Annotated in this window: 12 protein-coding genes; 5 read left to right on the forward strand and 7 right to left on the reverse strand. The window is 59.8% G+C overall.

What is annotated here, in order from left to right; all coding sequences use genetic code 11:
- The first annotated feature begins 113 nt into the window (after positions 1-113).
- Both HZS81_RS03660 and HZS81_RS03665 read left to right on the forward strand, forming a co-directional pair.
- Entirely contained in the window at positions 114-2240 is a 2127-nt protein-coding gene (locus HZS81_RS03660) for a tRNA(Met) cytidine acetyltransferase TmcA (protein ID WP_241697355.1), read from the forward strand.
- Positions 2241-2292: 52 nt separating this feature from the next.
- A complete protein-coding gene (locus tag HZS81_RS03665; RefSeq protein ID WP_179929203.1) occupies positions 2293-3747 on the forward strand; it encodes an aminoacyl-histidine dipeptidase in 1455 nt (484 codons plus the stop codon).
- A 225-nt stretch (positions 3748-3972) separates the two neighbouring features.
- On the opposite strand, the gene HZS81_RS03670 is transcribed toward HZS81_RS03665, so the two are convergent.
- Both HZS81_RS03670 and HZS81_RS03675 read right to left on the reverse strand, forming a co-directional pair.
- Positions 3973-4449, reverse strand: coding sequence for a Dps family protein (locus tag HZS81_RS03670; protein ID WP_179929204.1), 477 nt, complete (start codon positions 4447-4449; stop codon positions 3973-3975).
- A 191-nt stretch (positions 4450-4640) separates the two neighbouring features.
- Positions 4641-5777, reverse strand: coding sequence for a glycerate kinase family protein (locus HZS81_RS03675; protein ID WP_179929205.1), 1137 nt, complete (start codon positions 5775-5777; stop codon positions 4641-4643).
- Between the two features lie 99 nt (positions 5778-5876).
- Between HZS81_RS03675 and HZS81_RS03680 the strand changes: the two genes are divergently transcribed.
- Positions 5877-6515 carry a DUF1007 family protein gene (locus tag HZS81_RS03680; RefSeq protein WP_422141485.1) on the forward strand — a complete coding sequence of 213 codons (639 nt, stop codon included), beginning with the start codon at positions 5877-5879 and terminating at the stop codon, positions 6513-6515.
- Positions 6506-7549, forward strand: coding sequence for a nickel/cobalt transporter (locus tag HZS81_RS03685; RefSeq protein ID WP_179929206.1), 1044 nt, complete (start codon positions 6506-6508; stop codon positions 7547-7549). The genes HZS81_RS03680 and HZS81_RS03685 overlap by 10 nt, the downstream gene beginning before the upstream one ends.
- On the opposite strand, the gene HZS81_RS03690 is transcribed toward HZS81_RS03685, so the two are convergent.
- Positions 7546-7983 (reverse strand): HIT domain-containing protein, encoded by a 438-nt coding sequence (locus HZS81_RS03690; protein ID WP_179929207.1) that lies wholly within the window; start codon positions 7981-7983, stop codon positions 7546-7548. The two genes, HZS81_RS03685 and HZS81_RS03690, sit on opposite strands and share 4 nt — an antisense overlap.
- A 180-nt stretch (positions 7984-8163) precedes the next feature.
- Between HZS81_RS03690 and HZS81_RS03695 the strand changes: the two genes are divergently transcribed.
- Positions 8164-8295 carry an entericidin A/B family lipoprotein gene (locus HZS81_RS03695; protein ID WP_179929454.1) on the forward strand — a complete coding sequence of 44 codons (132 nt, stop codon included), beginning with the start codon at positions 8164-8166 and terminating at the stop codon, positions 8293-8295.
- Positions 8296-8376: 81 nt separating this feature from the next.
- Here the strand turns inward: HZS81_RS03695 and HZS81_RS03700 are convergent, their stop codons facing one another.
- The 4 genes from HZS81_RS03700 to HZS81_RS03715 form a co-directional block, all read right to left on the reverse strand.
- On the reverse strand, positions 8377-8901 hold the full coding sequence (locus HZS81_RS03700; RefSeq protein WP_179929208.1) for an acyl-CoA thioesterase: 525 nt from the start codon (positions 8899-8901) through the stop codon (positions 8377-8379).
- Positions 8902-9004: 103 nt separating this feature from the next.
- Positions 9005-10321: a short-chain fatty acid transporter gene (locus HZS81_RS03705; RefSeq protein ID WP_179929209.1), complete on the reverse strand. Its 1317-nt coding sequence runs from the start codon at positions 10319-10321 to the stop codon at positions 9005-9007.
- An 84-nt stretch (positions 10322-10405) separates the two neighbouring features.
- Entirely contained in the window at positions 10406-11710 is a 1305-nt protein-coding gene (locus HZS81_RS03710) for an MATE family efflux transporter (protein WP_179929455.1), read from the reverse strand.
- A gap of 37 nt (positions 11711-11747) precedes the next feature.
- The gene (locus tag HZS81_RS03715) at positions 11748-11996 is read right to left on the reverse strand and encodes a YfhL family 4Fe-4S dicluster ferredoxin (protein ID WP_179929210.1); all 249 of its coding nucleotides are present in this window, start codon (positions 11994-11996) and stop codon (positions 11748-11750) included.
- Positions 11997-12035: the final 39 nt, after the last annotated feature.

The following is a 12035-nucleotide window of genomic DNA, read 5'->3' on the forward strand; positions in this document are numbered from 1 at the left end:
AAGTTACGCATCGATAGTGACGGCCCGCACGGCGAAAAATGGGAATAAAGCGTTGAAAAATCTGCATTTTTACAACCAAAGTCGTAACCGATCTGCCTGGTTTCAGGTGCGATATGATGACGCACGTTAAATCAGCATCTCCTTTATCCCGCGCGCTTAGCGCCGTGCTTATGCACACGCAACGGCTTAAACGGCGTGGCTGGCGGCAGTGGCTGTGGCTTCAGGGTGACCCGGAGCACGCACGCCGCGAGGCACGCACTCTTTGGCACGCCCACGCGTGGCAGGCACCACTGTGGGTGGGGGAGCACCCCCTTTGCGAGCCTGCTCTGCCCGTCTCGCAAGCGCGCACGCGGCTCGGCCAAGAGCATCAACTCATTGTTTACGATGCCATAAGCGGCGGATTTGACCCGGATGCGCTCGGCGCGCTCGGCGGCACGCTGATGGCCGGTGGCTTGTTGGTGCTGATCACCCCGTGCGACTGGGGCAGCGCGCCAGATCGCGATTATCGCCGCATGGCGGATTACCCTTACGCCTGGGTATCGCTGACGTCTCACTACTTAGCCCGGCTTGCCCGTTTGTTGCGTGCTGACGTGAGCGTCATCCACTGGCGAGTCGGCGAGGGTGTGCACTTGCCGCGCTTACCCCCCAGCGCTCAGCGGCCAGCACCGCCGCCGGATGCGGACTGCCTTACGCGCGATCAAGCCCGGGCAGTGGCAATGCTCGCCGGGCTTAAGCGTCGCCGCCCGCTGGTTATCACCGCGGACCGCGGCCGTGGGAAAAGCGCGGCGCTCGGCATCGCTTGCGCGCGGCTGCTGGATAAAGGCATTGCAACGATTTGGGTGACCGCGCCGCGCCCGGCTGCCGTGGCGCCACTTTTTGAGTGCTTGGCGACGCTTTGCCCGCAGAGTGAGCGGCCCTCGCCCCATGAAGTGCGCCTGGCGAGTGGCCAGCGCGTGGCGTTTATCGCGCCGGATGCGCTGAGTGCCAGCGTTGAGCGCGCTGAACTCGGCGGCGATGGCAGCTATTTGCTGGTGGATGAAGCCGCCGCCATTCCTGCGGTGCTGCTCGGCCGCTGGCTGCAAGCCTTTCCACGGATCGCCTTTGCGACGACGGTACACGGCTACGAAGGCTCCGGACGCGGCTTTGCACTGCGCTTTCGCGACCAGCTTGACCGTTATACGCCGCAGTGGCGCGAGCTAACGCTAAACACCCCCGTGCGCTGGCGCGAAGGTGATCCGTTGGAGGCCACGCTCAACCGTCTTCTGCTGCTCAAGGCGCCGCTACCGCCGCGAGTCAATGACGTCGGCCCGTCTTGTCGCGTCACGCAAGCAGCGCTCGCTCAGGATGAAACCGCGCTAAACGCACTCTTTGGGCTGCTGGTGCAGTCTCATTATCGCACCACGCCTGCGGATGTGCGTCAGCTGCTGGATGGCCCCGCCACGCAGATTCGCGTTCATGGGTCAATTCATGCCCCGCAGGGCGTAGTGGTCACCCGCAGCGAAGGTGGGTTTACGTCTGAGCTTGCCGAGCAGGTTGCTCGTGGCGAGCGCCGCCCTCAGGGGCACTTACTGGCGCAGTCGTTGGCCGCGCATGGGGGGTGTCGCCGCGCTTTAACTGCCCGCTGGCGCCGGGTCACGCGGATCGCCGTTCACCCTGACGCGCGACGTCATGGCAATGGCCAGGCGCTGTTGACGGCGGAAATGGCGGCTGCCCGCGACGAGGGCATTGATCTTTTCGGGGCCACGTTCGGGGCCGAGGCGGGGCTTGTTCGCTTCTGGCGCCAGGCCGGTTTTATGCCGGTGCGGCTGGGGATTGCGCGCGATACGGCCACCGGCGAGTTCGCTGTCATGGTGACCAAGGCGCTTAACCCCCGTGGCGAGCGCGTGCTGGCCGAGCTGCGTCAGCGCTTTCAAGAGGCGCTTTTCAACCTGCTGGCGTTTGAGCTACGCGAACTGCCCGCTGGTGTACTGGTCCAGCTACTGAAAGGTTGGCCGCGACTGACGCTGAGTGAGTCGCAGCGACAAGATGTCGAGGATGTGGCCTATGCCAAGCGCGACCCGCGTTTAGCTCGGGCCGCGTTGCAAGCGTTTTCGGTTATCGCCGCCCAACAAGCGCTAACGCGCGAACAACAGGCAGCGCTTGTCGCCCTTGTCGGCTGGGCGTTTCAAAATCGGCCGCTGGAAAAAGGCCACAAGGCCGCCGTTGTGGCGCTACGCCAAGCGGTGGCGGCGCTGCTCTAGCGGTGCTAGCGCCATGGCGGTAAAGTGGCCGGGTGAATTTTTTGGAGTTGTCATGAACGAACATCTTGAAGCGCTCGACCCGGCGCCGCTATGGCGCCATTTTCGTGCTTTGTGCAATACACCGCGCCCATCTGGTGAAGAGGCGGCGTTGGTGGCAATGCTGGAGGCGTGGGCCGATGCACAGGGCCTTGCGCATGATCGCGACGCCTTTGGCAACCTGCGAATCAAAAAGCCTGCTTCGCCCGGCAGCGAAAAGGCGCCTGGGGTGATTCTGCAAGGGCATTTGGATATGGTCGCGCAGGCCAATGCAGGCACTGAGCACGACTTCAGCCGCGACCCCATTCGCACGTATGTCGAAGATGGCTGGCTGCACGCCGATGGCACTACGCTCGGCGCGGACAACGGTCTCGGCGTGGCGGCGGCATTGGCCGTGTTGGAAGATAAAACGTTAACCCACGGCCCGCTGGAAGCGCTGTTTACCCTGGAAGAGGAAACCTCAATGGGCGGCGCGCTGAACCTGGCAGCAGGCTGGCTTGAAGGCGAGCGACTGATCAACCTGGACTCCGAAGAGCGCGGCGAGGTATACATCGGCTGCGCTGGCGGCAGCGACGTGGTGGTGGATGCCCAGCTGCCCACCAGTGAGGTCAGCGATGACGAGCGCGGCTTGCGTGTGGCGCTTACCGGGCTGAAGGGTGGCCACTCGGGGATGGATATCCACCAACCGCTGGGCAATGCCAACCGCCTGCTGATTAGGGTGCTGCGCGCGCTGGAGCCGCTAGGGGCACGGCTTGGCGACTACGCGGGTGGCACGTTGCGTAACGCCATCCCTCGCGAGGCGTTTGCCACGTTGTTGCTGCCCGCCGACACCGTCGAGGCAGCCGTCGTGACGGTCAACCAACTCGAGCAAACGCTGAAACGCGAACTCGGCAGCACCGATAGCGGCCTGCAGTTGTCGGCAGAACCTGCGCATTTTGAAGGCGAAGCCTTGAATCGTGATGCCAGTGCCATGCTGGTGGCAACGCTCCACGCCGCTCCCTGTGGGGTGGAGCGCATGAGCGCGGATGTGCCCGGCGTGGTCGATACCTCGAACAATCTAGGTGTATTAAGTCTAGAAGCAGGGCGTTTTCATCTCTGCGCGCTGGTGCGCTCGCTTCACGATAGCGCCGTTGAGGCCATGGTCGATCGCTTTCAAGCGTTGTTTGGCTTGATGGGCGCACGGGCAAAAGCCGAGCACGGCTACCCTGGCTGGGTGCCCAACCCCAAGGGCGAGCTTCTGGCCGCGTTTAAGGCGCAACATCAAGCGCTTTTGGGCCGTGACGCCGGCGTTAAGGTGATCCATGCAGGACTTGAATGCGGCATTATCGGCAGCAAGTACCCGCACCTGGACATGATCTCGTTTGGGCCGTCGATCCGTGGTGCCCACTCACCGGATGAGCGGGTGGAGCTTGCGTCGGTCACGGAATTTTGGCACATGCTTTCAGCGCTACTGGCTGCCACAGCACGCTAGGGTTTGACGAAAACTGTCTGCGCTCGCCAATACGGCGTTAAAAATCATCTCAAAATGCTCATTTACACTTTGTAAACTCCGCTTTTTCGTTGATTTTTGCCTTGTCTAGCCTTCGCTCGCCAACTTTTCGTACAAACCCAAAATAGTGTAATGCAAAGAAACGGCGCCTCTTGGGAGGCGCCGTTTTGCGCGTTACCGGCTTAGCATTATGTTCCTAGCGAGGCGTTATTTACCTAGATAGGCGTTAAGCATCCACACCGTTTTTTCCTGCTCGCGGATGTAGTCGCCTGCTTGGGCTGCGGTGCCTTCGTCATCAGCATCGGAGGCCAACGCCAGCAATTCACGCTGTAGTTCAATCAGCGCCTGATAGCCTTGGAGCACGCCCTTTACACAGGCTTCGCCGTCTTGAACGTCTTTATCTTCTTGAATGCGGGAAAGTTTCACGTAATCGGTGTACGCGTGAACCGGCTTATGGCCAAGGGTTAGAATACGTTCGGCCACTTCATCCACTTTGGTCAGCAGATCGGTGTAGAGCTCTTCAAACTTGGCGTGCAGCTCAAAGAAATTGCTGCCTTTTACGTTCCAGTGGTAGCCGCGTACATTCATGTAAAAAATCTGATAGTTGGCCAGTAGGTCGTTGAGCTTTTCTGCGAGCTGGCTGGCGCTGCCAGAATGTAGGCCAATGCTATTGGTATCGGTCATACATGCCTCCTTGTCAGTGCCGCTTGGGGGCGGCGAGTGCGTCTGCATCTTAGTAAAGCTTTTCTAAGCTTAGCGTTATTAAGCATAGAGGTTCTGAGCGACGCTAGGAAAAAGAACGTTTATATGGCGCTTATAGTGTTAGCGCATCACCTTAAACAATAAGTCCTTTATGCTGTCAGCGACGGGGCTTTTCAAGAGCCTGCTGCCTGCCACAGCCGAATTAAACTCTCGCAACGTGCTTCCAGCAGCGGGGCGGTGCGCGCGACGGCATCGTCGAGCGAGATTGGGCCGTCGGCGAGCGCAAACGCGGCGGTCACGCCCTCGGCGTAGCAGGCTTCCCAGCCGTCGCCTAGGCTGCCCGTAAGCAAAACGACCGGCTTGCCTGCCTTGCGCGCGGCGCGGGCGACGCCAATCGGCGTTTTTCCGCCAAGGCTTTGACCATCGAGGCGGCCTTCGCCGGTGATGACAAGATCCGTGCGTTCCAGTCGGCGCGACATATCGGCCTGCTGCATAATGAGCTCGATGCCGGGCTTGAGCGTGGCGGAGAAAAAGGCGCGTGCGGCAAAGCCCATGCCGCCAGCAGCCCCCGCACCGGGCAACGCACGGTGATCCTCGCCTAAAGTGTGCGCGGTTATTTCGGCAAAATGAGCAAGCGCACGGTCGAGCTCAGCGACGTGTTCGGGGGTGGCGCCTTTCTGTGGGCCAAATACGGCGCTTGCGCCGTGGCTGCCGAGTAGCGGATTATCGACGTCGACGGCAGCTTCCACATGAAGGCGCGCAAGGCGCGAGTCGAATTCGCTAAAATCGAGCGAGTGCAGGCCGGCTAATGCCGCCCCGCCGGGGGCGAGCGGCTGGTTGTCGCGATCCAAAAGTTTGGTGCCAAGGGCTGCCAACATGCCGGCGCCGGCATCGTTGGTGGCGCTGCCGCCAAGCAGCAACAGGGCTTTCTCGGCGCCAGCATCCAGGGCTTCACGAAACAGCTCGCCGACGCCATAGGTGGTGGTGGCGCGGGCATCGCGCTCGTTGGCGTTAAGCGACTGTAGCCCACTGGCTTCTGCTAGCTCGATAAACGCGGTACGCTCCTCCCCAAGCCAGCCCCAAGCGGCCTGGGCAGGTCGGCCTAGTGCGTCATGCACGTGAGCAGTGCGCCGCTCGGCGCCGGTGGCGGCAATCAACGCTGCAAGGCTGCCTTCGCCGCCGTCCGCCAATGGGCACAGATCGACCTGCGCGTGGGGCGCGGCGCGTTGTATTCCGCGTGCCATCGCCTCGGCGGCCATCTGGCCGCTTAGCGCATCTTTAAAACTGTCGGGGCAGAGTAGAAGGTGCATCGGGACTCCATCATGATCGCAAGGCATTAGTAGGCGAGAGAACGTCTTATGAAGAGCGTAACGCAAAACGTGAGAACACGCTGGTTAGCCCGAGGGCTGATGTGGTGGATGAGTGGCATGCTAGCAAGCGCGCTGCCGAGCGCTGCCTTGGCGCACCCACATGGCTGGATTGACCTGAGCGTGGAGGTCGTCACGGATGCTGACGGCAACGCCACGGCGCTACACCAAACGTGGCGAATGGACCCTTTCTATAGTCTTGTGGTGTTGGAGGAACTTTCACGGGGGGAGGAGGCAAACTTAGACGAAGAATTGGACCAACTCGGTCATGAAATTCGCGACAATGTAGCGGCCCAGCACTACTTTACCGAGGTGCGGCTTAACGGCGAGCGTCAGGCACTTGGCGAAGTAACCAATTACACCGCCTTGGCGCGAAATGGGCGGTTACATTTTATGTTTCGGCTGCCGTTGGCGGAACCGCAGCCGTTAGAAGAGAACGAGCTAACGTATCAAGTTTTTGACCCGACCTATTATCTGGAAGTGGTGCACGAAGCGGAAGATAATATCATCCGTGATGACGCGCTTACGCTGCACGGTGAGCGCGAGTGCTCGTTAAGCGTCGAGCCTGCCGACCCGGACCCTGAGCTCATCATGCGTGCGACAATGTTGGATAAAGATGAATCGGGAGAGCCTGGGCTTGGGCGGCATTTTGCTGAAACGGGGGTGGTGGCGTGTCGTTAAGCTGGCGTCAATGCATTGTGGCGGTAGGGCTGGCTGCGCTTCTGGCGGTGCTGGCCTACGCCGCGTTATCCGGTGCCTTTCAGGTGCTGAGCTATCAGCTTTTGAGCTGGCAGCGTGACTTGCACCGCGCGCTGACACTGACGATCACCGAGCTTTCCCAAACACCCTCCGCCGCGACCTGGATGATGCTGATCGGCGTTAGCTTTGGCTATGGCGTGTTCCACGCGGCAGGCCCGGGGCACGGTAAAGCCGTATTGGCAACGTACCTTGCCTCCCACGGTGGCGCGACGCGCCGGGCGCTGGGGCTTTCGTTTGCCGCCTCGATGCTGCAAGGGGTAACCGCTATCGCGCTGGTGGTGGTGCTGGTGCACGCGCTGGGTTGGGTCACGAGACAGGCCATGGGGAGCGTCACGGTGGTGGAGCAAGCGAGCTTTTTGCTCGTGGCTCTGCTCGGTGTTTGGCTCTGTGTTCGCGCCCTCAAGCAGCTTTACGCGGCGTACCGCTTGCCGAGTGCGCAAGCGCATGATCACTCCACTACCCATCAGTTCCATCATCACCATGAACACACGCATCAACATGACCACCACCAACACGATGCGTCATGTGGCTGCGGTAACGCCCATCATATCGCTCCGGCGAACGCCTTGGATTGGCGCACGGCGATAATGACGGTGGTTTCCATCGGCATGCGCCCGTGTAGTGGTGCGGTCTTGATGCTTGGCGCGGCGAGCCTGCTGGGGCAGTTTATGTTGGGCATAGCGGCCGTGGTGGCGATGTCGTTAGGGACGGGACTGACGGTGTCAGCATTGGCGTTGGCGACGGTCTTTGCTCGTGATTGGGCCAAACGGCGGTTGGTAAGTCAGCGCCAACGCCAGCGCGGACACAAAATTGCCGCTTGGCTAGCGCTGACCGGAGGCGTGGTGATTGTTGCGCTGGGCGTATCGCTAAGTCTGACGGGGGCCGCGCAGCCTAGCGGCATGCCGCTGCTCAACGAGCCGGCTACGCGGCAAGAAGGTAATCCGTTAAGAGGCTAAACGTTGTTCTCGGGGTCTAGGTCGAGCCCTTCAATTAGCGCTAATAACCTGTCGCGCACGTCGCCTTGGTGCTCAAGGTCATACGATATCGGCTCGCCCACGCCCCATACCGGGCCGGGCCAGGCGGCGTCGCTATGGTGGCGCACGATGATATGGATATGTAGCTGGCTGACCACGTTGCCGAGGGTGGCAATGTTCATTTTGTCGCCCTCAAACCCCTCTTTCATGGCGTCGGCTAGCGCGCCGGCTTCTCGCCAGAGCTGCGTTTGATCATCAGCGCTAAGCTCGAACACTTCGCTTACATTGGGTTGGCGGGGCACCAGCACCACCCAGGTAAAGCGTGTGTCGTCCATTAACAGCACCCGGCATAGCGGTAGTTCGGTCACCGGGAAGGTGCCCGCTTCCAAGCGCTCATCCAAGGCGATATCGTTCATGCTAGATTCCTTTGTTCTGGCGTGAAGCATGAGCATAGCAGCCTTAATGAGCGTAAAACTATTATTGCTGTTACGCTGAGATAACGCACGTTTTGGATAAAGTCAGCCATGAACGGCGCCGATCAATTTTTAATTGATGAAACGTGAGAAGGGAAGGAGAGAGTAATGAAACGATTCAACATGAAAAAAGCCCTTGCAGGCAGCTTTATCGCGCTATTGGCCATGGGCGCACTAAGTGGTTGCAATACCATGGCCGGCATGGGGCAAGACGTGGAAGAGGGCGGCGAAGCCGTTCAGGAAGCGGCAAGCTAAATTTGCCAGTCCCCGTGTCGCGAGTCGTTTTGCGCCACGGGGAGTCTTTGTAACGGACCGTCTTAATATCAAGACGCGCGTTTAGCTCGATGCTTCGTGTTGCTGTTGCGTCAAAAGCTCTTCTCGCTCGGCTTGTTTGCGCAGTTTCTTGCGCAGTGCAGCCTTTTCAAAACGCAGCTTTTGCAGCGGCGTTTCTAAACTAAGCGGCGGTACGCGCGCTGGTTTTCCGTCCCCATCTACCGCGACCATGCTGAGATAGCAGCTATTGGTATGGCGGATGACCTTTTGACGAATATCTTCCGCCACCACTTTGACGCCGACTTCCATAGAAGATCGCCCGACGTGGTTGACGCAGGCGAGAAATGTCACCAACTCCCCCACGTGAATGGGTTGCTTAAACAGCACCTGATCCACCGAGAGCGTAACCACGTAGTGGCCCGAGTAGCGGCTGGCGCAGGCAAAAGCGACTTCATCGAGCTTTTTGAGAATCGCGCCGCCGTGAACCTTACCGCTGAAGTTGGCCATGTCCGGCGTCATTAGCACGGTCATGGAAAGATCGCGTTGTCCCGGCAGCGGTGCGTCATGGGCATCGTTGGAAGAGGACATGAAAACTCCCATTGCGGTAGGTGGCGATTTAAAAGCCGGCCACCCTAACGGCAACGCCCACGGCTTTTACCGTGAGCGCGGCGTACTCTCACTGAGTGAGCGTTTAGAACCACACTAAGCCTACGGAAATGATCGCACCGGTGATGAATAGCTGCACCAAGCAAAAGCCCATAATGTCTTTGGCTTTTAGCCCGGCAATGGCCAGCACCGGCAGCGCCCAGAACGGCTGCAACAGGTTGGTCCAGGCATCGCCCCAGGCGACCGCCATGGCGATACGCGAGACATCCGCGCCCAGTGCTTCAGCAGCGGGCAACATCACCGGCGCCTGCACCGCCCACTGGCCGCCGCCGGAGGGTACGAACAGGTTGACGATACCGGCGCTAAGAAATGTCCAGAACGGCAGCGACGTCTCGGTGGCAAACGAGACCAGCCATTCCGACATGCTGGCGGCGAGCCCTGACTGAATCATAATCGCCATGATGCCGGCGTAGAACGGGAACTGGATGACGATGCCGGCACCGCCTTTGACCGCTTCGTGCAAACTGGTCAAAAGGCTACGCGGCGTGCGGTGGAGCACAATGGCTAAGAACAGGAACATGAAGTTAACCACGTTCAGGTTCAGGCCACCGCCGCGTAGCAAGAAGTGGTCGAGCAGGAAGATAAGCCCCGGGATCCCCACCATCCAAGCGAGAATAACGCTGTTTTCCATACGCTCTGCCGGGCGGGTAATGCGCATAGGACCTTGCTCATCGGTGGCGTCTTCTAGCTGGTCGCGTTCAACGTAGACGCTGTCTTTCTCGTCCGGCAGCATCATGCGGTTAACCAGCGGCATGACGATAAACAGGCACGCCACAATCGCCAAGTTGAAGAAGGCAAAAATGGTAGAGCCGGTGCCGATCACGCCGATCTGGTCTGCAGTAAAGTGGCCGTCGGTGGCAATGGTCAGAGGGATAGAGCCCGCCAACCCCCCGTGCCAGATCACAAAGCCCGAGTAGGCACTGGCAACCAGCAGGCGGTAGTCGACTTTAATCAGCTTGGCGAGCTCTTTGGCGAACAGCGCGCCCACCACCAGGCCGAAGCCCCAGTTGATCCAGCTGGCGATAAGCGAGACATACGTCACCAGCAAAATCGCACCGCCGGGGGTGTTCGCGAAGCTGGCGATTTTTTGCAGCAGGCGCTTAACGGGGGGTGAGCTTGCCAGCATAAAGCCGGTCACCAGCACCAGCAGCATCTGCATCGAGAAGGTAAGAAGGTTCCAAAATCCATCACCCCACATCCGCATGACGGCCAGTGGCGTCTGGCGTTCAACGGCAATCGCCGCGACGGCGGCAATAATGGTGAGGAGGAGAACGAAAATATACGGGTCAGGCAAATAACGCTCGACCAGCTTAACCGCCGGCCTTGAGATCATCTTTAACATGAGAGGCTCGCTTTTATTGGTTATACGTTACGTGCACTACCAATATACGGTCTTTGAAGAGAATTTTGCAGCCTTTGCACGTGCTTAGCGCCAACGAGTTAAACGGTAGCGGCGATAGTAGGCGATCAAAACGCCCGAGCGCACCAGGGTAAACAGCGTAAAAGCGAACCAGAGCGCGTGGTTATGATACCGGTCGCTCAACATCTCGGTGGCGAGCCACCAGGCAGGCAAATAGGCCGCGAGGCCGATAAAAATGCTGTTACGCATTTCTTTGACGGCCGTGGTGCCGATAAACACACCGTCAAGCAAATAGCTCCATACCGCGATAAGCGGCATGGCCACCATCCACGGCAGGTACATCGCCGCCGTGGCGCGCACTTCCGGCAGCCCCGTGAGCAGGGCGATGAGCGCGTTACCCCCAAGGGCAAACGCCAGCGATGCGGCAAGGGTCGTCCACAGCGAAAAGCGCGCCGCCGCTTTTACCGTCGCTGCAAACGCTTGCCAGTCGCGGCGGCCAAAGGCGCGCCCAATGAGCGACTCGGCGGCGTGGGCAAAGCCATCCAAGGCGTAACTCACCAGCATAATGAACTGCAGCAGCACGGCGTTGGCGGCTAGGATGGTATCGCCTTGGCCCGCGCCCTGAGCGGTGAAAAACGCCATCGCGAACAGAAGCCCGAGGGTGCGCACGAATAGATTGGCGTTAACGTGAAAAATCGCGCGGTAAGCGTTAAGGGAGGTAAGTTCTCGGCGCAGAAAGCGCCCTTCGAGATAGCCGAGTTGGCGTAGTACGAGCGTGGCGCCAAAGATAAGTGCTGCGTAGTCGGCCAGCACGCTCGCCCAGGCGACGCCGTCGCTGGTCATTTTAAGCCCTACGACAAACCATAGGTCGAGCACGATATTGACGCTGTTGGTCAGCACCAAAATCATCAGCGTAACGCGTGAATTCTGCTGGCCGAGAAACCAGCCCAAAATGGCGTAGTTCGCCAACACCGCCGGGGCCGAGAGAATGCGGATTTCGGCGTATTGCCGCGCCAGCGGTGTCGCGGTCTCGCTGCCATCAAGAAGCCACAGACCCAGCGAAATCAGCGGCGAGCCAAAAACGATTAAGAGCACGCCAATGACGGCGGCCATGATCAACGCCTGGCCGAGCAGGTTGCGCACCTGTGTATCGTTTTCACGCCCGACCGCTTGGGCGGTGAGCCCGGTGGTGCCCATGCGTAAAAAGCCAAAGCCCCAGTAGAGAAAGCTAAATAGCGTCGCCCCGAGCGTAACGGAGGCTAAATAGCGCGAGTCCGGTAGGTGGCCGACCACGGCCGTATCCACTAGCCCCAGTAGCGGGACGGTAATGTTGGAGAGAATAATCGGCCACGCCAGCGCCCAGATGCGCAGACGTGGTGGGGAGGCGGCAGCGGACACAGAAGCGAGGTTAGCTCGAGGTGATCCGGTGGTACTTTTCCATTAGCTGGTCGTGGGTTTCAGGTCGCTCAGCGTCGAGAGGAATGCAATCCACCGGGCATACTTGCTGGCACTGCGGCTCATCGTAATGCCCCACGCACTCGGTACACAGATTGGGGTCGATCACGTAGATCTCCTCGCCGGGAGAAATCGCATCGTTGGGGCATTCGGGTTCGCAGACGTCGCAGTTAATGCACTCGTCGGTAATCATTAAGGCCATGGGTATACCTCGTGTATGGCGTCGCCACTCGGCATTGCG

This window comes from Vreelandella salicampi (assembly GCF_013415105.1).
GTDB lineage: Bacteria > Pseudomonadota > Gammaproteobacteria > Pseudomonadales > Halomonadaceae > Vreelandella > Vreelandella salicampi.